22 protein-coding genes and 1 tRNA gene are annotated in these 20,730 nt (G+C 67.0%); 15 read left to right on the top strand and 8 right to left on the bottom strand.

The features are described 5' to 3' along the window. Positions 1-130 precede the first annotated feature (130 nt). Both hisC and CA236_RS10640 read left to right on the top strand, forming a co-directional pair. Positions 131-1,228 (top strand): histidinol-phosphate transaminase, encoded by a 1,098-nt coding sequence (gene hisC, locus CA236_RS10645; protein WP_125945559.1) that lies wholly within the window; start codon positions 131-133, stop codon positions 1,226-1,228. Between the two features lie 49 nt (positions 1,229-1,277). Continuing rightward, positions 1,278-2,186, top strand: coding sequence for a prephenate/arogenate dehydrogenase family protein (locus tag CA236_RS10640; RefSeq protein WP_046408679.1), 909 nt, complete (start codon positions 1,278-1,280; stop codon positions 2,184-2,186). A 74-nt stretch (positions 2,187-2,260) separates the two neighbouring features. Here the strand turns inward: CA236_RS10640 and CA236_RS10635 are convergent, their stop codons facing one another. From CA236_RS10635 to ftsE, 4 genes are read right to left on the bottom strand one after another with little or no spacing between them, the layout of a single operon-like run. Beyond that, positions 2,261-2,956, bottom strand: a complete 696-nt coding sequence (locus CA236_RS10635; protein WP_125945558.1) for a lysophospholipid acyltransferase family protein — start codon at positions 2,954-2,956, stop codon at positions 2,261-2,263. Beyond that, a complete protein-coding gene (locus CA236_RS10630; protein ID WP_046408643.1) occupies positions 2,953-3,492 on the bottom strand; it encodes a YdcF family protein in 540 nt (179 codons plus the stop codon). The genes CA236_RS10635 and CA236_RS10630 overlap by 4 nt, the downstream gene beginning before the upstream one ends. Further along, the gene (locus CA236_RS10625; RefSeq protein WP_125945557.1) at positions 3,489-4,373 is read right to left on the bottom strand and encodes an FtsX-like permease family protein; all 885 of its coding nucleotides are present in this window, start codon (positions 4,371-4,373) and stop codon (positions 3,489-3,491) included. Before CA236_RS10625 ends, CA236_RS10630 begins: the two co-directional genes overlap by 4 nt. Next, positions 4,370-5,077, bottom strand: a complete 708-nt coding sequence (gene ftsE, locus CA236_RS10620) for a cell division ATP-binding protein FtsE (RefSeq protein ID WP_046408640.1) — start codon at positions 5,075-5,077, stop codon at positions 4,370-4,372. Before ftsE ends, CA236_RS10625 begins: the two co-directional genes overlap by 4 nt. A 155-nt stretch (positions 5,078-5,232) precedes the next feature. On the opposite strand from ftsE, the gene CA236_RS10615 reads away from it, so the two are divergent. The 3 genes from CA236_RS10615 (at position 5,233) to CA236_RS10605 (ending at position 7,306) form a co-directional block, all read left to right on the top strand. Then, positions 5,233-6,060 (top strand): zinc-ribbon domain-containing protein, encoded by an 828-nt coding sequence (locus CA236_RS10615; protein WP_046408639.1) that lies wholly within the window; start codon positions 5,233-5,235, stop codon positions 6,058-6,060. 161 nt (positions 6,061-6,221) lie between these two features. After that, a tRNA-Leu gene (locus tag CA236_RS10610) sits at positions 6,222-6,308 on the top strand. Positions 6,309-6,373: 65 nt separating this feature from the next. Next, positions 6,374-7,306, top strand: coding sequence for a rhodanese-related sulfurtransferase (locus CA236_RS10605; protein WP_125945556.1), 933 nt, complete (start codon positions 6,374-6,376; stop codon positions 7,304-7,306). Positions 7,307-7,418: 112 nt separating this feature from the next. On the opposite strand, the gene CA236_RS10600 is transcribed toward CA236_RS10605, so the two are convergent. After that, positions 7,419-8,750 (bottom strand): MFS transporter, encoded by a 1,332-nt coding sequence (locus tag CA236_RS10600; protein ID WP_046408637.1) that lies wholly within the window; start codon positions 8,748-8,750, stop codon positions 7,419-7,421. Positions 8,751-8,906: 156 nt separating this feature from the next. Between CA236_RS10600 and cyoA the strand changes: the two genes are divergently transcribed. The 8 genes from cyoA to CA236_RS10560 are packed head-to-tail and all read left to right on the top strand — an operon-like array spanning position 8,907 to position 17,247. Continuing rightward, positions 8,907-10,073 (top strand): ubiquinol oxidase subunit II, encoded by a 1,167-nt coding sequence (gene cyoA / locus CA236_RS10595; protein WP_125945555.1) that lies wholly within the window; start codon positions 8,907-8,909, stop codon positions 10,071-10,073. A gap of 16 nt (positions 10,074-10,089) precedes the next feature. Next, complete coding sequence (cyoB, locus tag CA236_RS10590) at positions 10,090-12,078, top strand: cytochrome o ubiquinol oxidase subunit I (RefSeq protein ID WP_046408635.1); 1,989 nt, start codon at positions 10,090-10,092, stop codon at positions 12,076-12,078. 40 nt (positions 12,079-12,118) lie between these two features. Then, positions 12,119-12,739, top strand: a complete 621-nt coding sequence (gene cyoC / locus CA236_RS10585) for a cytochrome o ubiquinol oxidase subunit III (protein WP_197075459.1) — start codon at positions 12,119-12,121, stop codon at positions 12,737-12,739. Next, positions 12,736-13,134 (top strand): cytochrome o ubiquinol oxidase subunit IV, encoded by a 399-nt coding sequence (gene cyoD / locus CA236_RS10580; protein ID WP_125945553.1) that lies wholly within the window; start codon positions 12,736-12,738, stop codon positions 13,132-13,134. Before cyoC ends, cyoD begins: the two co-directional genes overlap by 4 nt. Next, positions 13,134-13,820 carry an SURF1 family protein gene (locus CA236_RS10575; protein ID WP_125945552.1) on the top strand — a complete coding sequence of 229 codons (687 nt, stop codon included), beginning with the start codon at positions 13,134-13,136 and terminating at the stop codon, positions 13,818-13,820. Before cyoD ends, CA236_RS10575 begins: the two co-directional genes overlap by 1 nt. After that, complete coding sequence (locus CA236_RS10570) at positions 13,820-15,124, top strand: ATP-binding protein (RefSeq protein ID WP_046408630.1); 1,305 nt, start codon at positions 13,820-13,822, stop codon at positions 15,122-15,124. The genes CA236_RS10575 and CA236_RS10570 overlap by 1 nt, the downstream gene beginning before the upstream one ends. A gap of 58 nt (positions 15,125-15,182) precedes the next feature. Next, a complete protein-coding gene (locus CA236_RS10565) occupies positions 15,183-15,719 on the top strand; it encodes a response regulator transcription factor (protein WP_125945551.1) in 537 nt (178 codons plus the stop codon). Positions 15,720-15,768: 49 nt separating this feature from the next. After that, positions 15,769-17,247 carry a diguanylate cyclase gene (locus CA236_RS10560; protein ID WP_125945550.1) on the top strand — a complete coding sequence of 493 codons (1,479 nt, stop codon included), beginning with the start codon at positions 15,769-15,771 and terminating at the stop codon, positions 17,245-17,247. A 19-nt stretch (positions 17,248-17,266) separates the two neighbouring features. Here CA236_RS10560 and CA236_RS18775 read toward each other — a convergent pair whose 3' ends face one another. Genes CA236_RS18775 through CA236_RS10550 form a run of 3 tightly spaced genes read right to left on the bottom strand, consistent with a single transcriptional unit; the run spans position 17,267 to position 18,799 of the window. Further along, complete coding sequence (locus CA236_RS18775; protein ID WP_164518909.1) at positions 17,267-17,437, bottom strand: hypothetical protein; 171 nt, start codon at positions 17,435-17,437, stop codon at positions 17,267-17,269. 56 nt (positions 17,438-17,493) lie between these two features. Next, positions 17,494-17,898 (bottom strand): DUF6165 family protein, encoded by a 405-nt coding sequence (locus CA236_RS10555; protein ID WP_046408625.1) that lies wholly within the window; start codon positions 17,896-17,898, stop codon positions 17,494-17,496. Next, complete coding sequence (locus tag CA236_RS10550; protein ID WP_241212605.1) at positions 17,855-18,799, bottom strand: glycosyltransferase family 9 protein; 945 nt, start codon at positions 18,797-18,799, stop codon at positions 17,855-17,857. Before CA236_RS10550 ends, CA236_RS10555 begins: the two co-directional genes overlap by 44 nt. Before the next feature lie 175 nt (positions 18,800-18,974). Here CA236_RS10550 and CA236_RS10545 point away from each other — a divergent pair, with 175 nt between their 5' ends. Beyond that, positions 18,975-19,790: a TIGR04290 family methyltransferase gene (locus CA236_RS10545; protein WP_125945549.1), complete on the top strand. Its 816-nt coding sequence runs from the start codon at positions 18,975-18,977 to the stop codon at positions 19,788-19,790. Next, complete coding sequence (locus CA236_RS10540; RefSeq protein ID WP_046408623.1) at positions 19,787-20,728, top strand: glycosyl hydrolase; 942 nt, start codon at positions 19,787-19,789, stop codon at positions 20,726-20,728. Before CA236_RS10545 ends, CA236_RS10540 begins: the two co-directional genes overlap by 4 nt. Positions 20,729-20,730: the final 2 nt, after the last annotated feature.

Below are 20,730 nucleotides of genomic sequence, written 5' to 3'. Positions count from 1 at the left end.
TGTGCGCGCTAGCATTGTGCGCGGCGCAAGCAAACCATTCGTGTACCGAACATTCGGTGCCGCGTTGCTTGCGCCGAAATGCCGCCGCCACATTGCCAAGCTGCGCCGCCCCCCGCTACACGCCCGCGCCATGAACGGACCCGCTCCCAAGCCATGGATCATGCAGATCGCGCCCTATGTTCCCGGTCGCTCGACGACCGAGGATGGGCGCAAGGTCGCGAAGCTTTCCTCCAACGAAAACCCGCTCGGCACCAGCCCGCTGGCGCGTGAGGCATTCGCCACCGCGGCGACCAGCCTGGAACGCTATCCCGATGCCGGCGCCGCCGATCTGCGCGAGGCGCTGGCCGCCAAGCACGGGCTCGATCCCGCGCGGATCATCTACGGCAATGGCTCGGACGAGGTGCTTCACCTTGCCGCCGGCGCCTTCGCCGGGCCGGGTGACGAGGTGATCTACGTCAATTACGGCTTCGCGGTATACCCGATCGCGACCCGCCGTACCGGCGCGACGCCGGTGATCGCCCCGGACAAGGATTATGCGACCGACGTCGACGCGATCCTCGCCGCCGTCACCGATCGCACCACGATGGTATTCGTCGCCAATCCCAACAATCCGACCGGCACCTATGCGCCGCGCAGCGAGATCGAGCGGCTGCACGCTGGCCTGCGCGACGACATCCTGCTCGTCCTCGACCATGCCTATGCCGAATATATCGACGGCGCGGACGATGATGGCGCGATGGCGCTGGCGGAACGTGCCTCGAACGTTCTGGTCACGCGCACCTTCTCGAAGATGTACGGCCTCGCCGCCGAACGCATCGGCTGGGGCTATGGCGCCGCGCCGCTGATCGAGGCGATGCACCGCATCCGCCTGCCCTTCTCGATCACCATCGCCGGTCAGTCGGCGGCGATCGCCGCGCTCGGCGACACCGATTTCGTCGCCAACGCCGCCGCCCACAATGCGAAGTGGCGGGCATGGTTCTCGGACGAAATCGCGAAGCTCGGCAATGCCGGCCTTCGCGCCATCCCCAGCCAGGCCAATTTCGTGCTGGTGGTGTTCGAGGGCGATCTGACCGCGGAGACCGCGTACAAGGGGCTGATGGACGCCGGCTATATCGTCCGCTGGCTCCCCGGCCAGGGTCTCCCCCACGGCCTGCGCATCACCATCGGCACCGAGGATGAAACCCGCGGCGTCATCGCGGCGCTGCGCACGCTCGCCGGCGCCGAATGATCACTCTCCCGTTCCTCGCGGCCCGCGCGGCCTGACCCAAGGTGGCATGATGCTTCCCTTCGCACGCGTTACCATCATCGGCCTCGGCCTGATCGGTTCCTCCGTCGCGCGTGCGGTGCGTCATTATATGCCCACCGTCGCGCTCGTCGGGCATGATGCCGATCCCGACGTGCGCCGCCGTGCCGACGCGCTCGGGATCGTCGATGACGTGACCGACACGATCGGCGCCGCGGTGACCGACGCCGATCTCGTCATCCTGTGCGTCCCCGTCGGTGCGATGGGCGCGGCGGCGGCGGAAATGGCGGCCGATCTCCCTGCCGACGCGATCGTCAGCGACGTCGGCAGCTGCAAGGCAGAGGTCGTTCGCGCGCTGCGCGACGCGCTGCCCAACGCCACGATCGTTCCCGCACATCCCGTCGCGGGCACCGAACAGAGCGGGCCGGAGGCGGGCTTCGCCACCTTGTTCCGCGGCCGCTGGTGCATCGTCACCCCGCTCCCCGATGGCGATCCCGCCGCGACCGAGCGGGTCGCCGAATTCTGGCGCCGGCTCGGCAGCACGGTCGAGATCATGGCCCCGGACCATCACGATCGCGTGCTGGCGGTGACCAGCCACCTGCCGCACCTCATCGCCTATACGATCGTCGGCACCGCCAACGATCTGGCGGAGGTCACCCAGTCGGAAGTGATCAAGTTTTCCGCCGGCGGCTTTCGCGACTTCACCCGCATCGCCGCGTCCGATCCGACGATGTGGCGCGACGTGTTCCTCGCCAACAAGGACGCGGTGCTCGAAATGCTGCAACGCTTCAGCGAGGATCTGTCGCACCTTCAGCGCGCGATCCGCTGGGACGATGGCGACACCTTGTTCGACCTGTTTTCGCGCACCCGCACGATCCGCCGCTCGATCGTCGATCAGGGGCAGGATGATGCCGCCGCGGACTTTGGCCGCAAGCACGACTGACGCGGCCAAAATTCGCCGGAGGGCGGCCGCTCACCGCCGCTTTGAGGCCATTCGCACCCGCCCGGCGGCCGCGCTTACCCCTGCGCGCCGGGCTCCAGCGCATTGATCGCCTGCCACACGCGCTGCTCGATTTCCTTGCGCGGTAGCCCCGCCGGGATCGGCGTTCCAACGCGGATCGTCACCACCCCCGGCCGCTTCGGCCCCTTCTTCGGCATGAACCGCCCACTGTCGAGCGCGATCGGCACCACCGGCAGGTTCACCGCCTTGTACAGCCCGGCAAAGCCCGACCGCAGCGGCGGCGATTCCCCCGGCGTCACGCGCGTTCCCTCAGGGTAAACGATCACCGACCGCCCCTGCGCGCGCAGCTCCTTGCCCTCCGCCATCAACCGCCGCAGCGCCTTCGCCGACGCCTCGCGATCGACCGACATGGACCCGTACAGCTTGGTCGCCCAACCCCATAAAGGGATACGGCTCAGCTCACGCTTCAGCACCATCGCCGGCCCGCCCAGGATCAGCTGCAGCTCGGTCGTCTCGTACATCGACTGGTGCTTGGCCGCGAACAGGAACTGACCCTCGGGGATCTCCCCCTCGACCCGCGTCGTCACGCCCAGGAACACGCGTGCCGCCCAGCGGTTCAGCCGCGCCCAGCGATGCGCGTGATGGACTGTCGCCTTCTGCCCGAACGGTGCCACCAGCGGCACGGCCAGCACGATCAGCACCGACCCGCTGTAAAAGACGATCTGATACAGGATCGTGCGTAACCAGTTCATATCCCGTCAATTCCTGCCCACAAGGCGATCCGCCGCAGGATCAGCTTGTTGTATTCGTTGACCAGCCGGCCCAGCGGCTGTTCGGCACGCACGCCGTCGCGATGGATCGTGACGTCGCCGTCCAGCGCCGCACCCAGCTCCATCCGGGCGCGGGCCATATGCCAGTCCGACGTCACCAGCCGCACCGACTTATAGCCATGCTCCCGCATCCAGCGCGCGGTCTCCTCGGCATTGGACCTGGTGTCCACCGCCTCCCGGCCCAGGTCGACGCAGCAGGCGATCGCCCGCTCATGCCCGTTCGCGGCGATCAGGTCCGCCTTGCGCAGCCCGGTGGCGACACCCGTCACCAGCATCCGCTTCGCGCGCCCCTCGTCGATCATCTGCAGCCCCCGGGGGATGCGCCCCGGCCCGCCGGTCGGCACGACGATGGCGTCGGTGGTCAACGAGGGCTCGGCCGGTTCGGCCAGCCTCAGCATGAACACCGCGAAGCCCAGCGCCCAAGCGACCGCCAGCAATCCGACGAACCGCGAAATCACAGGACGCGCTCCAGCGTGCGGGTGATCGCCAGCCGCGCCGCCAGCGCGGCCAGCAGGACAAAGGCAACCGGCAGCAGCGCCAGCGTCGCCCAGCCCAGCGGCCCCAGTGTCGCCTGCCCCAGCAACTCGGACCCAAGCCCCGCGGCCTGCGCGCTGATCAGCAGCAGCATCGCGAGCGCCGCCACCCCGCCGATCACCGCGCCAATCGCCGCATCACGCGCGATCCGCCGCTGGAACAGCCGCGCGACCTGCACATCGGTCGACCCCAGCATGTGCATGATCTCGATTGTCTGGCGATGCGCCTCCAGCCCCGCGCGCGCCGCGAGCACCACCACCGCAGCGGTCGCACCCGCGAGCAGGATCACCAGCACCGCCGCGATCAGCACGATCAGGTCGAGGAAATCCGCCACCGGCGTCATCCATGCCTCATGCGTATCGACCCGCGCCGCCGGCGCGATCTTCGTCACCGCCGCACGCACCCGGTCGAGCGCCCCCGGTTCGCCGCTCGCCAGTTCCAGGTCGATCATCGTCGGCACCGGCAGGTCGGGATCAGCGCCCGCGTCCCCCAGCCACGGGCGCAGCAACGCGGCCAGTTCGCCGCGGTCCACCGGCGTCGCTGCGCGCACGTCGTCCAGCCGGCGAAGCGCGCCCAGGACCCGGTCCGCCTCCGCCTGGCGACGTGCCGGGTCGCCGGTCACGATCTGCACCGTCGCGCGCCCGGCGAGCTGGTTCTCGAGCCCGCTCGCGGCATTGCGCGTGGCCAGCCCCAGCGCCGCGCCCAGCACCGTCAGGAACAGCATGATGGCGATGATCCACACCATCGCCCGCACCCCGCGCGCTTCGTCCAGGACGCGCCGGGTCCGCTCGCCGCCCCCGCTCATGGCAGTTCTCGCGCCGGTGGGTGACGCAACGTCCCCGTGGGATCCTGCAGTCGGCCTTTCACCAGCCGCATCATCTGCGCGCCGGGCACCCGGTGCATCAGGTGCAAGTCGTGGGTGGCCACCACCACCGTCGTGCCCAGCCGATTGAGCGAATCGAACAGCAGCAGCAATCGCTCCGCCATTTCCGGGTCGACGTTGCCCGTCGGCTCGTCGGCCACCAGCATTTCCGGGCGCCCGATCACCGCCCGCGCGATGGCGACACGCTGTTGCTCGCCGCCCGACAGCGTCGCCGGTTTCGCGTCGGCGCGCTCCGCCAACCCGACCCAGGCGAGCATCTCGCTCACCGGCTCTGCGATCTCGGCTTCCGGCATCCCTGCAATCCTGAGCGGCAGCGCGACATTATCCGCCGCCGACAGATGGGGCACCAGCCGAAAGTCCTGAAAGACAACGCCAATCCGCCGGCGAAAGCCCGGCAGGCGGCTGCGCGGCATGGTCACGGCATCCTCACCAAACAGGCGAATGACGCCCCGGCTGGGGCGCTGCGCGAGGTACAGCAAACGCAGCAGCGATGTCTTGCCCGCGCCGCTCGCGCCCGTCAGGAAATAGAAGGAACCGGCGGCCAGCGCGAAACTGACGTCGCAAAGCGTTTCAGGCTCTTGCCCGTAGCGCAGCCCCACATTCTCGAACTGCACGATATTCGCCATTGCGGCGCTGCTTGTCCCTTGAACCACCGATGTCTTGCACGCGCCATCGCACGATGCAGCCTTCCGCTTCAACCTCCGCTTGCAAGCGGGGCGCAGGGCGTGTTTAGATTCGCGATGGCTTCAGCCCTTCTGTCCTACGCCGGTAACGACGCGCGATGATCCTCGAATGTCCCGAATGCCGCACCCGGTATCTGGTGCCCGACACATCGATCGGCCCGGAGGGTCGCACGGTGCGCTGCGCCAATTGCCGCCACAGCTGGCACCAGGCGCCTGACGCGCGTGCGATCGAGGCGCTTGCCGCCGGCCCGCAGATGGCGACCGTCGCTGCCGACGCACCAGCATCCGATCCACCGCCCGCGCAGCGGGCAACGGAGGCGCCAGCCACGCCCTCTTCGGCGACGTCCAACAACACGCCCCCTGCAGTTGCTGCCCCCCCTGCAGTCGCTTCGCCGCCTGCCACCGCTGCGCCGACTTCCTTTGCATCCGCGCTCGCCGCGGCCGTGTCGCCGCCGGCAGCCAACGGCGCCGTCCCGCCTCCCGGCAGCCGCCCGCGGATCAACCCGGCGCGCCGCTGGACCATTGCGGCGGTGCTCGCTGCGCTGCTGATGCTGGTCGCGGTCGGGGCCATCCTGTGGACCAGCGCGCCGGGCCTCGCCTCTCAGCTCGGGCTCAATTTCGGGCCGGAGGAAACGCCGCTGCGGCTGATCGACAATCCGATCGAGCGGCGGGAGATCAGCAACGGCAGCGAATTGTTCGCGGTCAGCGGCAAGGTGCTGAACCCGTCGAACGAGCGGCAGCGCGTTCCCGACATTCGCGCCGACCTGCGTGATGACCAGAACCGGATCGTCTACACCTGGACGATCATCCCGCAGCAGCGCACGCTGGCGCCCAAGAGCGCGATCGATTTCAACTCGGCCAAGCTCGACGTGCCGGCCAGCTCCAAGAAGCTGGAACTCAGCTTCGTCGGCGAAGGCGACAGCTGATTGCCGGGCCGCGATCCACGGCCCCGGGGCCTGCGGATCGCGGCGTATTATTTTTCCGCACAAACTTACGATTTGGGCCTTCGGACCCATTGCCAGCCCCAACAAGCCTTGCTAGTGGCCCGCTCCTGCCAGCCGCCGGGCCAGCCCGGTGGACATCACGTGCGGTCGTGGCGGAACTGGTAGACGCGCAACGTTGAGGTCGTTGTGTCCGAAAGGACGTGGAAGTTCGAGTCTTCTCGACCGCACCATTGATTATCGGCGGGGTTACGAAACACTCTCTTGAGTGCCCCGCCGCTACTCCTGCCGGCTGATCATGACCCTGCCCTTCCGCACCGCCGCGCTGTATCAATTTGCCCGCTTCGACGATCCCGCTGCCTTGCGCGATGACATTGAGGCGTGCTGCCGCGCGAACGGCGTGCAGGGAACGCTGCTGCTGGCGCATGAGGGGATCAACGGGACGATCGCGGGCTCGCCCGCGGCAATCGACGCCGTGGTCGCGCACCTGCGCACCCTGCCTGGCTGTGCCGACCTCGCCGTCAAATACGCCTGGGCCCCGACCGAGCCCTTCCATCGGCTGAAGGTGCGCCTGAAGCGAGAGATTGTCACCATGGGGCAGCCGGATCTCGATCCGCTGACCGATGTCGGCACCTATGTCGCGCCCGAGGAGTGGGACGCCCTGATCAACCGCCCTGACACGGTGGTGATCGACACGCGCAACGATTACGAAGTCGCGATCGGCACCTTCCCCGGCGCGATCAACCCCGAGACACGCAGCTTCCGCGACTTCCCGGCCTGGTTCCGCGCCAATCGCGACCAGCTGACCGCCGGCAAGAAGAAGGTGGCGATGTTCTGCACCGGCGGGATACGCTGTGAGAAATCCACCGCCTTCCTGAAGGCGGAGGGGATCGAGGAGGTCTATCACCTTCAGGGCGGCATCCTGAACTATCTGGAAAAGATGCCGGCAGATCAGGTCTCGTGGAAGGGCGAATGCTTCGTCTTTGACGAGCGTGTCGCGGTGACGCCCGACCTGGCCCCTGGCACGCACGTGCTGTGCCGCGCCTGCCGCCGCCCGGTCAGCCCCGAGGACCGCCAGTCGCCGCTGTATGAGGAGGGCATCAGCTGCCCCGCGTGTCACGCCGACCTCGACGACGACAAGCGCGCCCGCCTCGCCGAGCGTCACCGGCAGGAGGAACTCGCCCGCAAGCGTGGTGAGCGGCACGTCGGCGCCCGGATGGACAAGGACTGACCGCGCCCCTCTCCTAGGACAGGCGCAAACCTGCCAGTCCCAAGCCAAACGAAAACGGGCGCCGACATCGTCGGCGCCCGTTCGTGCATCAGGATGCGGGTAAGCGCCGCGATCAGGCCGCGCGGCGGGCGAAGTCCTTGTTGATCGCCAGCGCTCCCAGCGTGCAGATCGCGCCCGACAGCAGGTAGAGGCCCACCGACCACAGGCCGAAGCGGCTGGCGAGGAACAGCGCCACCAGCGGCGCGAAGCCGGCGCCGATCACCCAGGCCGCATTGGCGACGATCGCCGCGCCCGTGTACCGCGATTCGGGCGGGAAGTTGCTGTTCACCGCGCCCGACGACTGGCCAAACGCCAGGCCGAGCAGCGCGAAACCGCCAATCATGTAGATCGTCTCACCCACCTGGCCCCCGTCCAGCAGGCGCGGGGCGAAGCCGCTGTACACCGCGATCAGCGCGGCCGAGACGCCCAGCACCGCGCGCCGGCCGACCCGGTCGGCAATCACGCCCGAGGCCAGGATGGCGAGGACGCAGACCACCGCGCCGAGCGCCTCGATGCCCAGGAAGCGCACCGGGTCCTCGCCCACTTCCAGCGTCACCCACGACAGCGGGAAGACGGTGACAAGGTGGAACAGCGCGAAGCTCGCCAGCGGGGCGAAGGCGCCAAGGATGATCGTGCGGCGCTCGCGGAACATGGTGGCGAACGCCGGCGACGGCTGCAGCTCCCGGCTTTCGAACAGGCGCTCGAACTCGGGCGTCGCGACGAGGCGCAGGCGGGCGAACAGCGCCACGACGTTGATCGCCAGCACCACGAAGAACGGGTAGCGCCAGCCCCAGCTGATAAAGTCCTCCGGCGACAGGATCGCGAGGAAATAGGCAAACAGGCAGGAGGCGACGAGCAGGCCGAGCGGCGCGCCCAGCTGCGGGATCATCGCGTACCAGCCGCGCTTTTCCTCCGGCGCATTGAGCGACAGCAGCGACGGCAAACCGTCCCACGCCCCGCCCAGCGCCACGCCCTGGCCGATGCGGAACAGCGCCAGCAGCACCGCTGACAGCGTGCCGACCTGCGCATAGCTGGGCAGCAGCGCGATCGAGATCGTCGATCCGCCCAGCAGGAACAGCGCGATGGTCAGCTTCGTGCCGCGGCCATGGACACGGTCGATCCACATGAACAGCAGCGTGCCGAACGGCCGCGCGATGAATGCCAGCGCGAAAATCGCGAAGGAATAGAGCGTGCCGGTCAGCGCATCGACATACGGGAACACCAGCTGCGGGAACACCAGCACCGATGCGATCGCATAGACGAAGAAGTCGAAGAACTCGCTGGTGCGGCCGATGATCACGCCGATGGCGATCTCGCCGGGCGCGACATCCTTGTGGCGCGCGTTGATCAGTCGGGCATCTCGTTCCAGGGCTGCCGAATCCGGCGCGTTGGTCGATGCAGTCATTTTCCGTCATGCTCCCGCGGCACTCGGCCGTGCGATTAATGATTGGCCCGCCTCGGGGGTCACTAATACACTCCTCTGCCTAACCGACGCCAGTGACGGGATTGGACAAATTGTCCAATGTAGCGGCTACTGGACTCGGCCTAGGAGCGCCTGGATATGCCCGATCATCCCGCCCCGGTCCCGCGGTTCGCCCGCCTGGCCCTGCTTCCGCTCCTGCTGTTCGTCGCCGGTTGCCAAAGCGCCGTGCTCGATCCGGCAGGCGACGTCGCGCTTCAGGAGCGCAACCTGATCTATGCCTCGGTCGGGCTGATGCTGCTCATCATCGTCCCGGTGATGATCCTGACGGTGGTGTTCGCCTGGCGCTATCGCAAGGGCAACAAGGACGCGACCTACGATCCCCACTTCGATCACAGCACCTCGCTGGAGCTGGTGATCTGGTCGGCCCCGCTCCTCATCATCATCGCGCTCGGCGCGCTGACCTGGTCGAGCACCCACCTGCTCGATCCGTTCCGCCCGCTGAACCGCATCTCCGCGACTCAGCCGAAGCCGAAGAACGAACGGCCGATGCTGGTCCAGGTCGTCTCGCTCGACTGGAAATGGCTGTTCATCTACCCGGAACTGGGCATCGCGACCGTCAATGAACTGGCGCTGCCGGTGAACCGCGAGGTGCGGTTCGATATGACGTCGACCAACATGATGAACACCTTCTACGCGCCGACGCTGGCGGGGATGGTCTACACCATGCCGGGGATGCGCAGCACGCTGCACGCGGTGCTCAATCGCCCGGGCGACTATGAGGGCATGTCCGCCAACTACAGCGGCGCCGGCTTCTCCTACATGCGCTTCAAGCTGCTGGGCGTGGACAATGCCGGCTTTGATCGCTGGGTGAACGAGGTGAAGGCACGCGGCGGCTCGCTCGACACCGCCAATTACCTGAAGCTGGAAAAGCCCAGCGAGCAGGTGCCGGCGATGTTCTTCTCCTCGGTCCAGCCGCAGCTGTTCCAGCGCATCTATGAACGCTGCGTCACGCCCGGCACGCCTTGCATGAGCGAGATCATGGCGCGCGACGCGGCGCTGCGCGGTGCCAAGCCGCACGAGATGCGCCCTGTCGGCGCGCCCGCCGGCCGCACGTCGATCCCGCGCGAAAAGCCCGATGGCGCGCTGCTCAAGGAAAGCGAGGAAATCGAACCCGCGCCGCACCTCAGCAAGCCGCCGCAGCCCGGCGCGCCTGGTTCGACCAAGCCCGACTCGCCCCGCAACCGCGACATGTCCTTCCTTCTCCTGCCAACCGTGCCCGGCGTGACCGGCGCGGCGCGCGGCTGAGCCGCCGGAGCTCCTCATGTTCAACGAATCCGTTCTGAAGACGATCTTCGGTCGCCTCAGTCTAGAATCCTTCCCCGTGCACGAGCCTATCCTGCTCGTGACCTTTGCCGTCGTCGTTGTGCTGGGCCTCGGCATCGTCGGCGCGATCACGAAGTACAAGCTGTGGGGCTATCTGTGGCACGAATGGTTCACCAGCGTGGACCACAAGAAGATCGGGATTATGTACATAATCCTGGGCATCATCATGCTGCTCCGCGGCTTTGCCGACGCGGTGATGATGCGTGCACAGCAGGCGATCTCCTTCGGTGCGAACGAAGGCTATCTGAACGCTCACCATTATGATCAGATCTTCACCGCGCACGGGACGATCATGATCTTCTTCGTCGCGATCCCGCTGGTGGTCGGCATCATCAACTATGTGATGCCGCTGCAGATCGGCGCGCGCGACGTGGCCTTCCCGTTCCTCAACAATTTCAGCTTCTGGCTGACGGCTGCCGGTGCGGCGCTGGTCATGGTCTCGCTGTTCGTCGGCGAATTCAGCCGCGCGGGCTGGCTGAACTATGTGCCGGTCGCGAATCTGCAGAACAGCCCTGATCCGGGGCCGGACTATTATCTCTGGGCGCTACAGATCGCCGGCGTCGGCACGACGCTGTCGGGCATCAACATGGTCGTGACCGTGATCAAGATGCGCGCGCCCGGCATGACGATGATGAAGCTGCCGGTGTTCGTCTGGACGGCGCTGTGCAGCAACGTGCTGGTCGTCGCGATCTTCCCGGTGCTGACCGCCGCCTTCGCGATGCTGATGCTCGACCGCTACGTCGGCACCAACTTCTTCACCAATGATCTCGGCGGCAACCCGATGATGTATTGGAACCTGGTGTGGATTTGGGGTCACCCGGAGGTGTACGTCCTCATCCTCCCGGTGTTCGGCATCTATTCGGAAATCACCTCGACCTTCACCGGCAAGCGGCTCTTCGGCTATTCGTCGATGGTCTATGCCACGGTCGTCATCACGATCCTGAGCTACCTGGTGTGGCTGCACCACTTCTTCACCATGGGCTCCGGCGCCAGCGTCAACAGCTTCTTCGGCATTGCGACGATGGTCATCTCGATCCCGACCGGTGCGAAGATCTTCAACTGGCTGTTCACCATGTACCGTGGCCAGATCCGGTTCGAGCTGCCGATGCAGTGGGTCGTTGCCTTCATGCTGACCTTCGTGGTGGGCGGCATGACGGGCGTGATGCTTGCCATCCCGCCGGCCGACTTCGTGCTGCACAACTCGCTGTTCCTGGTGGCGCACTTCCACAACGTGATCATCGGCGGCGTCGTGTTCGGCCTGTTCGCCGGCATCGATTACTGGTGGCCCAAGGCCTTCGGGTTCAAGCTCGATCCGTTCTGGGGCAAGATCCACTTCTGGGGCTGGGTGATCGGCTACTGGATCGCGTGGACGCCGATGTACGTCGCAGGTCTGATGGGCGTCACCCGTCGCCTGCGTCACCTCGACGACGCGACGCTCCAGCCGCTGTTCATGATCGCTGCCGTCGGCGTGGTGATCATCGCGATCGGCATCGCGGCCTTCGTCATCCAGATCGCGGTCAGCATCAAGAACCGTGAGAAGCTGCGCGTCGGCGACGATCCGTGGGACGGCCGTACCCTGGAGTGGGCGACCAGCTCGCCCCCGCCGGCGTACAATTTCGCCTTCACCCCGGTGGTGCACGATCTGGACGCGTGGCACGACATGAAGGTGCGCGGCTTCAAGCGCCCGACCAGTGGTTACCGGCCCATCCACATGCCGCGTAACACGGGGGCCGGTGTCATCCTGTCGGCGCTCGCCGCAGTGCTCGGCTTCGCGATGATCTGGTACATGTGGTGGCTGGCTGCCGCGAGCTTCGTGGCGATGATCGGCTACGGCATCGCTCACACGTTCAACTACAACCGCGACTATTACATTCCGGCCGAGGAAGTGGCCGAGAATGAACGCAAGAACGCGCTGGCGGGAGCCTGACATGACCACCCATTCCCCCACCGTGGAGGATGCACGGCAGATGGCCGGGGCCGACGACGCCCCGCCCGTCTTCTACCAGACCGAAGCGGATCATCACGATCACAGCTCCGGCGGCACGATGCTGGGCTTCTGGATCTATCTGATGAGCGACGCGCTCATCTTTGCGACCCTGTTTGCCACCTATGGCGTGCTCAGCACCGGCTATGCCGGCGGCCCGGCGCCCTTCCAAATCTTCGATCTGTCGCTGGTCGCGCTGAACACCGCGATGCTGCTGATCTCCTCGATCACCTGCGGCATGGCGATGATCGCGATGGAGCGCGGCAACAAGCAGGGCACGCAGCTCTGGCTGGCGATCACCGCGCTGTTCGGCGCTGCGTTCATCGCGATCGAGCTGTACGAGTTCGCCGAGCTGATCCATGAAGGCGCGACGCCGATGCGCAGCGCCTTCCTGTCGGCCTTCTTCACGCTCGTCGGCACGCACGGCCTCCACGTGTTCAGCGGCCTCATCTGGATCCTCGTGATGATCGTCCAGGTGGGTCAGCGCGGCCTCATCCCCGAGAACCGCCGCCGCCTGATGTGCCTCAGCATGTTCTGGCACCTGCTCGACGTCGTCTGGATCGGCGTCTTCACCTTCGTCTATCTGCTCGGAGTTCTGCGATGAGCACGCCCCACGCCCCGGCGCATGCGTCGGCCCACGCCCATGATCAGCACCATGACGGGCCGCCGCCCGATGGTGGCCACGGCCACGGCTCCGCCCGCGGCTATGTCATCGGCTTCCTCCTGTCGGCGGTGCTCACGGCCATTCCGTTCTGGCTGGTGATGAGCGGCACGCTGACGGCGCAGTTGACCGCAGTCATCGTGGTGGCGCTCGCCTTCGTGCAGATCATCGTGCACACGGTCTTCTTCCTGCACGTGAACCGTCAGTCGGAAGGTGGCTGGACGATGCTGACCATGCTCTTCACCCTGGTGATCGTCGCTATCGTGATCGCCGGCTCGCTGTGGATCATGTACCATCTCAACACCAACATGATGCCGATGGACGGCATCGGCATGTGATGCGGCGCGTCGCTTTCGCCGGCCTATGCCTGGCGCTCGCCATTCTGTTCGCGGGCCTGGGCATCTGGCAGGTCGAGCGACGCGCATGGAAACTCGATCTGATCGCCAAGGTGGAGGGGCGGGTCCACGCCGCACCCTCCACCCTCCCCCCGCGGGATGAATGGCAGGGCGACAACGCCTATCGCCGGGTCCGCGTGACCGGCACCTTCCTCCACGATCGCGAAACCCTGGTTCAGGCGCTCACCGCCTTGGGCGGCGGCTGGTGGGTGCTCACCCCGCTGCAGACTCAGGATGGTATCATCCTCGTCAATCGCGGCTATGTGCCCGATGACCGCCGCGACCGCGCAACCCGCCAGGCCGCGCTCCCCACCGGGCCGGTCACGGTCACCGGCCTCATGCGCGACCCCGAACCCGGCGGCGGCTTCCTGCGCAGCAATGATCCGGCGGCCGACCGCTGGTTCTCGCGCGATGTGGCGGCGATCGCCCGCGCACGCCAGCTTGGGGCGACCGCGCCCTTCTTCATCGACGCGGACGACACGCCCAATACCGGCGGCTATCCGGTCGGTGGCCTCACCGTGATCTCCTTCCGCAACAATCACCTGTCCTATGCCGTGACCTGGTTCGCGCTGGCGCTGCTGAGCGTGGCGGGCGCGGTGATGGTCCTGCGCTCGGGCCGGCGGCGCTGATGGAAGCCCCGATCCTCGCACTGACGGGCCGCCGCTCCGACCAGGCCGGATCGTCGCGCGATTCGACCGCGGCGGAGAATATGCGCCAGCTGGTGCATCTGCGCTGGATCGCCGTCGCCGGGCAGCTCCTGACGATCCTGTTCGTCGAATATGCGCTGGGCTTTCACCTGCCGCTGCTGCCGATGCTGCTCGTCATCGCGCTTCAGGCCGGCGCCAATATCATCAGCTTCGCCCTGCTCCGTACGAAGCGGGTGCCGCGGATCGCGCTCTTGTTCGGGCTCCTGTTCGACGTCGGCTCGCTGACCGCGCAACTGTCGCTCAGCGGCGGCGCATCCAACCCGTTCGTGTCGCTCTACCTGCTGCAGGTCGTGCTGGGCGCGATCCTGCTTCAGACCTGGTCGGTCTGGGTGCTGGTCGTTCTGACCGCAATCTGTTTCGCCGGCCTCACCGTGGGCAGCCGCCCGCTCGATTACCCGCCGGAGCTTGAGCCGCTGATCGGCGACCTCACCACCTTCGGCGCATGGCTCAGCTTTGTGCTCAGCGGCGTGCTGCTGGCGATGTTCGTCACCCGCATCAGCCGCAATTTGCGCGCCCGTGACGCCTATCTCGCCGATATGCGCCAGCGTGCGGCGGAGGAGGAAGGGATCGTGCGCATGGGGCTGTTCGCCAGCGGCGCGGCGCATGAACTCGGCACCCCCCTCGCCTCGCTCGCCGTCATCCTGGGCGACTGGCGCCGCCTGCCCAAGATCGCACAGGATCCCGATCTCGCCGCCGAGCTCGATGACATGCAGGCCGAGGTGCAGCGCTGCAAGGCGATCGTCACCGATATCCTCCATTCCGCCGGGGAGCCGCGGGGCGAGGCGATGGAAAGCGTCCCGGCGGGCGCCTTCCTCGCTGACATCGTCGATGAATGGCGCCCCACGCTGGCCAGCGCGCCGCTGGTGGTGGATCTGGAAGCCCTCGGCGATGCCGCGGTGGTTGCCGGCCCCGCGCTTCGCCAGGCGATCTGGAACCTCCTCGACAATGCTGCCGAGGCGTCCCCTGCCGGGCTGACGTTACGCGCCACGCGCGACGGCGAGGAACTGGTTATCGCCGTGATCGACGACGGGCGCGGCTTTACCGAGGCGCAGCTGGCCAGCCTTGGCAAACTCTACCAGTCCGGCAAGGGGGCCGGCCACGGCGTCGGCCTGTTCCTGGCCAACAACGTTGCCCGCCGGCTTGGCGGCCGGCTTGAGGCAGTGAACCGCGAAGGCGGCGGTGCGGAGGTCAGGCTGGTCCTGCCGCTCGCCCCCAAGCGGCGCTGATCGCGACGATCCGCGCCGCGCGTTTTGAAAGCGACTGCCGCACTGGTACACCATCGCCATGACCGATCAGCGCCGCCTCCTCATCGTCGAGGATGACTCGACCTTTGCGCGCACCCTGCAACGCTCCTTTGAGCGGCGCGACTATGCGGTCTGGGTGGCGCAGGGCCCTGCCGAGATGGAGGCCGCGCTGGAAGAAGCGCATCCCGGCTATGCGGTGGTCGATCTGAAGCTGGGCAGCGCTTCCGGCCTCGCCTGCGTGGAACGGCTCCACGCCTTCGACCCCGCCATGCTCATCGTCGTCCTCACCGGATTTGCCAGCATCGCGACAGCGGTGGAGGCGATCAAGCTTGGTGCGTGCCATTATCTCGCAAAGCCCGCCAACACCGACGATATCGAATCGGCGTTCGGCAAGGCCGCTCTGGGGGACGCTGCCGTGCCGATCGAAGGCCGCAGCACATCGATCAAGACGCTGGAATGGGAGCGGATCAACGAAACGTTGGCGGAAACCGGCTTCAACATCTCCGAGACCGCGCGCCGGCTCGGCATGCATCGCCGCACCCTCGCCCGCAAACTGGAAAAAAAGCCGCTGCGCTGAGCGCCGCGGCGTTAACATTTGGGTAAGCATTGTGACAGAAGGTCGACCCATGCCGCCCGCGCTTGAAGAAGAGCGCTTGCGCGCGCTGCGCACGCTTGAAGTGCTCGATACCGCGCCCGAAGCTGAGTTCGACGCGATCGTGGAGGGCGCGCGCCACCTGTTCGGCTGCTCGATGGCATTCGTCTCGCTGCTCGACGTGAACCGGCAGTGGTTCAAGGCGCGCTACGGCCTCGACGAAGCGGAAACGCCGCGGGATGCGTCGATCTGCCAGCATACGGTGGCCGCCAACGAAACCCTGGTCATCCCCGACACGCGCGCGGATCCGCGCTTCGCGACCAATCCCTTCGTCACCGGTCGGCCGCATATCCGCTTCTACGCCGGCGTCCCGCTGCGGATCAGCGCGGAGGACGGTCGCCCTCCACTCCCGATCGGCACCTTGTGCGTCGCTGATAATCGCCCGCAGACGCCACCTGCGGACAAGATCGCGTTGTTCGAAGGCATGGCGCGGGTGGTAGAATCGATCCTGTCGACCCGCCGGATCAGCAATGACCGGCTGCACCTCGCAGTCGAGCGACAGGAGGCGCTGGTCGAGATCGAGCGTGCCCAGCGGCTGCTCCAGCAGGCCGAACGTATGGCGCGCATCGGCTCGTGGCGGCTCGATCTGCAGACTGGGCGGTCGCACTGGTCGGCGCAAACCTACGCCATCCATCATTTGCCACCCGACACCGACACTGCGGCGATCGAGCCCATGTCCTTCTACGCGCCGGGCGATCGCGCGCTGCTGCAACAGGCGCTCGTCGCCTGCAAGGCAGAAGGCCGCTCCTGGGACCTGGAGCTCGACTTCATCAACGCCGATGGCGTGCAGCGCCGCGTTCGCACGATGGGCGAGCCGGAACTGCGTGACGGCAAGGTTGTGGCAATGATCGGCGTCATCCAGGACATCACCGAACGCTACAAGGTCGAACGTCGGCTGCGGGCGTACGCGCTGACCGACGATCTCACCGGTCTTGCCAGCCGCCGCGCCTTCAACGAGCAGATTGACGAGGCGATCGTCAGCGCGCGGGAACACTCCTCCCCCCTCGCGGTGGCCATCATCGACCTCGATCGGTTCAAGGAGGTGAACGATCGCCTCGGGCATCCGGCGGGCGATGAAGTCCTGCGCGTCGTCGCTGCCCGGCTGCGCGCCGCGGATTATCTTGGCGATTATCTTGCTGCCCGCCTCGGCGGTGACGAGTTCGTCGTCCTCCTGCGCGGCACCCATGCGCGCGAGCGGCTGGCGGAGGGGATCGGTATCCTGCTGTCCGAGTTGCGCCACACGGTCAGCGCCGATGATCGGGAGATCACCGTGTCGGCCACGATCGGCGCCTGCGTGCTCGATGATGCGCACGCCGACCGCTCGACGCTGCTGAAGGGAGCGGACGAGGCATTGTACCGCGCCAAGCGGGGCCGCCGCGGCACCGGCGCGATCGCCGGTCAGCCGCGGTTGCTGGCGCCGTCCGACAGCAGCGTCGCGGAACCCGCCCGCTAGCGCCGCGCGGCCGCCCGCGTCACGACAGCGGCCGCCACTTGCCCTTCCGGCGGCTGGTCAGATGGATCATGCCGCACCGGTCGCAGCGATACGGCCATAGCGGCAGATCATGCCCCTGCGCGAAATCGATCGCCTCCCGCGTATCGGCGAACCTGCGCTTGCGCCGGCAGATACTCAGCCTCGTCCGCACCCCGGCCTCACCATCCTGCGTTCGGCACGCCCCTTACGCCGCTGTCCGCGCCGACGCTACGCAGCCACGCTTGCGGCGTAGCTCTTTTCCTCGATCAGGTCGGATTCCAGCGCCCGGTTGATCTCGCGCTTGATCGCCGCCCGCTCGTCGTTGCGCTGGTACACCGCGCGCGCCAGACGGACGAACTCGGCGCCAAAATCGCGCGCCGCCTCCTGTTCGCGGATCGCGTCTTCGATTTCCCAAAGCGTCTCGTTGACCCGCTTCAGCGCCTCGACCAGCGCGGCGACTCCGCTGCGGTTCAGCACCTGAGCGCCGATCGCCCGCAGCAGGCGATATTCACGCAGCACATTCTCCCGCGCCTCGGCACGGGCGATCCGGTCGCGCTTGATCTCCAGGATCGTGATCTTGTCGAGCAATTCACCCCAGGAGACGGGAACCGACGGTGCCGCAATCGTTGCCATGGTCCGACCTTTCGTTGTTGTTGAGGGGGGCGTTGCGCGCCACCAGCGCGGCGTGGACGCGGGCGATCACCCCCGCCCAGTCGCCGGGCGATTGCTGCACAAACAAGCGCATGCTGGGGTACCAGGGGGTGGCGGTCGCCGCCGGGTTCCAGCGCCAGTCCGGCTCCCCCTTCAGCAACAGCCAGGTCGGCCGCCCCAGCGCACCGGCAAGATGCGCGATCATCGTGTCCACCGTGATGACGAGGTCGCACGCCGCCACCAGTGCGGCGGTCTCCTCCATGGTGAAGGCGCAGCCCTCGGGATTGAGCACCGGCAGCGGCGATGCCTCGGGCACCAGCGTCACGCACCGGTTCGCCTCCGCGATGCCGCGCAGCAGCAGCGGATCGAACGAGCGGCCCGGGTCCCAATCCCCACCCTGGTGGCACAGCCCGATCACGCCCGTCGGCAGGACATCGGGCATCACGCTGAGGTAGGGGGTGGCGACCACGTCGGGCCGGCACCGCAGGGCGAAGGGAAGCTCGGTAATCTCGATATCGCACTCCGCCGGAGGAAGCGGATCGGCATGGTCGAACGGCGCCAGCGTCACCGCGGGATCGGCACTGGCCAGCAGCGAATGGAGCCGCTCGGGCGCCTCCACCGTCACGCGCCGCGCTCGCGCCGTCAGCGTCGGCAGAAAGCGGGCGAATTGCAGCGTGTCTCCCAGCCCGTGATAGCATCGCACCAGCACGTCACGCCCGTCGAAGGGCCGCCCGTCCCACACCCAACGCTGGTGATAGGGCAGCCGCGGGTCATCGCGGGTTGCCGGATCACGCGCGGCAAGATCACGCGCGGACAGCGCCCAGGCGCGCGCATAGTCGCCCTCACGCATCGCCGAAATCCATTGCTGGGCGTCGTTGTCCATCAACAAAGCCGAATGTCGCGGACCGCCCACCGGTTCCATCGCGCGTCAACTGGCCGGCCACCGGGAACACCTTCAAACTCCGTTCGTTAAGCGAAACGAGGGGCCTGCGCACAGGTGCAGATGCCCGTCACTCGTCATGGCGCCGCATGTCGCGGGCCGACATCCAGGGGGCGCGATGCCGGTAGCCAATCGTTCGGACGATCAAAGACCGTATGACGCCCTCAGGAGCAGCATCGCGGCGCTCGCGCCGTGGTTCCACAATATCGATCTGAACGGCGTCGCAACCGCGCCCGATCATTTTCTCGGCAATTACCCGGCGGACAAATTCGCGCGGTTCGCCTCGATCGTTCCGGCCGATCTCACCGGCAAGAGCGTGCTCGACATCGGCTGCAACGCCGGCTTCTACTCGGTGGAGATGAAACGCCGCGGCGCGGAGCGGGTAGTCGGCATCGACAGCGACGATCGCTATCTCGCGCAGGCGCGTCTCGCGACCGATGCGCTCGGCTTCACCGGCGTCGAGTTCCGCAACCTGTCGGTCTATGACGTGGCCGCGCTGGGCGAGACGTTCGACCTCGTGATCTTCATGGGCGTCCTCTACCATCTGCGCCATCCGCTGCTGGCGCTGGACCTCATCCGCGAGCATGTCGCGCGCGACGCCATGCTGTTCCAGACGCTGCAGCAGGGCTCGCCGGAGATCGCCGATGTGCCGGAGGATCACCCCTTCTTCGAACCGGGCACCTATCGCCAGCCCGCCTACTTCGACGCGCCCGGCTATCCCAAGATGCATTTCATCGAACGGCAGTTCGCCGGCGACTGGACGAACTGGTGGGCGCCCAACGCTGCCGGCAGCCAGGCGATGCTGCGCGCAGCCGGCTTCTCCGTCGAGGCGCAGGCCGATGGTGACGTTTATTTCTGCCGGGTCGCACCGGTGCCGTTCGGCCAGCATGGCCCGGCGGCGGTCTATCCAGCCAAGGGGGGTACAGGTTCGTGATCGAAGCGGCGATGATCTGGAATGAGCCGAACAACAAATCGCACTGGGATCCGGAGATCGATCCCGACTGGTCGTCCTACGCCGATCACGTGATCCGCGCCGGCAATGCGATTGCCGCGATCAATCCGGCGGTCACCCGCGTGCTGGGCGGCATGTCGCCGATCGACCCCCAATGGGTGAACCGGATGCGGGCGCATGGCGCGCTTGATGCGGTGGACGTCATCGCCGTGCACGGCTTCCCGCTCGACTGGAACCTGTGGTCGATCCACGACTGGCCCAAGAAGATCGCCGAGATCGAGGAGGTCGTAACCGACAAGCCGATCTGGGTGACCGAGGTCGGCGTGGGCTCGTTCGGGGCGGAGGAAGTGCAGGTCTTCGGCGTCGAAAAGACCGCCGAGCTGCTGATCGGCCGCGTGCCCAACGTCTATTGGTATTCGCTGTTCGATCTGCCCCAGGCATGGGGCGCGACCACCCGCCACCGCGAGGCGGAAGGCTCCAGCTATTACCGCCATTTCTACATGGGCCTGATCCGCGAGGACGGGACGCCAAAGCCGGCGCTCGACGTCTATGCCCGCCACGCGGCCGACATGGGCCTGATGCAATGGTTCCACTTCGAGGATCCGCGGCTCGACGAGGCGGTCGACTGGCTGAAGCGGCTGGGCACGCGCAAGCTGCGCACCGGGCTCAGCTGGGCCGATCGCTTCCGCCCCAATGCGCTCGACTGGTTCGACCGCCAGATGGAGGCGCTGGCCGAGTTCGAGGTAACCGTCACCTTCTGCTTCACGCCCGAGCATCTCGGCGTCCAGCCGCATCACACCAGCCCGGCGCGCGATCCGCAGATGTTCGCTGATTTCTGTGCCGAGATGATCGATCGCTACGCGCCCGCGCAGTCCGGCGCCGGTCAGGCCTCGCCGCTCAAGCTCGTCGCCTCGGCCTGAGG

The sequence above is a fragment of the Sphingomonas sp. ABOLG genome, assembly GCF_003950435.1.
GTDB classification, from domain to species: Bacteria; Pseudomonadota; Alphaproteobacteria; order Sphingomonadales; family Sphingomonadaceae; genus Sphingomonas; species Sphingomonas panaciterrae.
Note: the sequence above shows the minus strand (reverse complement) of the source record. Positions and strands in the feature narration are given on the sequence as shown.

What these genes read in the sequence shown, in the direction of transcription:
- hisC (WP_125945559.1), top strand. Translation starts at nt 131, where the DNA reads ATGAACGGACCCGCTCCCAAGCCATGGATCATGCAGATCGCGCCCTAT.
- CA236_RS10640 (WP_046408679.1), top strand. Translation starts at nt 1,278, where the DNA reads ATGCTTCCCTTCGCACGCGTTACCATCATCGGCCTCGGCCTGATCGGT.
- CA236_RS10635 (WP_125945558.1), bottom strand. Translation starts at nt 2,956, where the DNA reads ATGAACTGGTTACGCACGATCCTGTATCAGATCGTCTTTTACAGCGGG.
- CA236_RS10625 (WP_125945557.1), bottom strand. Translation starts at nt 4,373, where the DNA reads ATGAGCGGGGGCGGCGAGCGGACCCGGCGCGTCCTGGACGAAGCGCGC.
- ftsE (WP_046408640.1), bottom strand. Translation starts at nt 5,077, where the DNA reads ATGGCGAATATCGTGCAGTTCGAGAATGTGGGGCTGCGCTACGGGCAA.
- CA236_RS10615 (WP_046408639.1), top strand. Translation starts at nt 5,233, where the DNA reads ATGATCCTCGAATGTCCCGAATGCCGCACCCGGTATCTGGTGCCCGAC.
- CA236_RS10605 (WP_125945556.1), top strand. Translation starts at nt 6,374, where the DNA reads ATGACCCTGCCCTTCCGCACCGCCGCGCTGTATCAATTTGCCCGCTTC.
- CA236_RS10600 (WP_046408637.1), bottom strand. Translation starts at nt 8,750, where the DNA reads ATGACTGCATCGACCAACGCGCCGGATTCGGCAGCCCTGGAACGAGAT.
- cyoA (WP_125945555.1), top strand. Translation starts at nt 8,907, where the DNA reads ATGCCCGATCATCCCGCCCCGGTCCCGCGGTTCGCCCGCCTGGCCCTG.
- cyoB (WP_046408635.1), top strand. Translation starts at nt 10,090, where the DNA reads ATGTTCAACGAATCCGTTCTGAAGACGATCTTCGGTCGCCTCAGTCTA.
- cyoC (WP_197075459.1), top strand. Translation starts at nt 12,119, where the DNA reads ATGGCCGGGGCCGACGACGCCCCGCCCGTCTTCTACCAGACCGAAGCG.
- cyoD (WP_125945553.1), top strand. Translation starts at nt 12,736, where the DNA reads ATGAGCACGCCCCACGCCCCGGCGCATGCGTCGGCCCACGCCCATGAT.
- CA236_RS10575 (WP_125945552.1), top strand. Translation starts at nt 13,134, where the DNA reads ATGCGGCGCGTCGCTTTCGCCGGCCTATGCCTGGCGCTCGCCATTCTG.
- CA236_RS10570 (WP_046408630.1), top strand. Translation starts at nt 13,820, where the DNA reads ATGGAAGCCCCGATCCTCGCACTGACGGGCCGCCGCTCCGACCAGGCC.
- CA236_RS10565 (WP_125945551.1), top strand. Translation starts at nt 15,183, where the DNA reads ATGACCGATCAGCGCCGCCTCCTCATCGTCGAGGATGACTCGACCTTT.
- CA236_RS10560 (WP_125945550.1), top strand. Translation starts at nt 15,769, where the DNA reads ATGCCGCCCGCGCTTGAAGAAGAGCGCTTGCGCGCGCTGCGCACGCTT.
- CA236_RS10555 (WP_046408625.1), bottom strand. Translation starts at nt 17,898, where the DNA reads ATGGCAACGATTGCGGCACCGTCGGTTCCCGTCTCCTGGGGTGAATTG.
- CA236_RS10550 (WP_241212605.1), bottom strand. Translation starts at nt 18,799, where the DNA reads ATGGACAACGACGCCCAGCAATGGATTTCGGCGATGCGTGAGGGCGAC.
- CA236_RS10545 (WP_125945549.1), top strand. Translation starts at nt 18,975, where the DNA reads ATGCCGGTAGCCAATCGTTCGGACGATCAAAGACCGTATGACGCCCTC.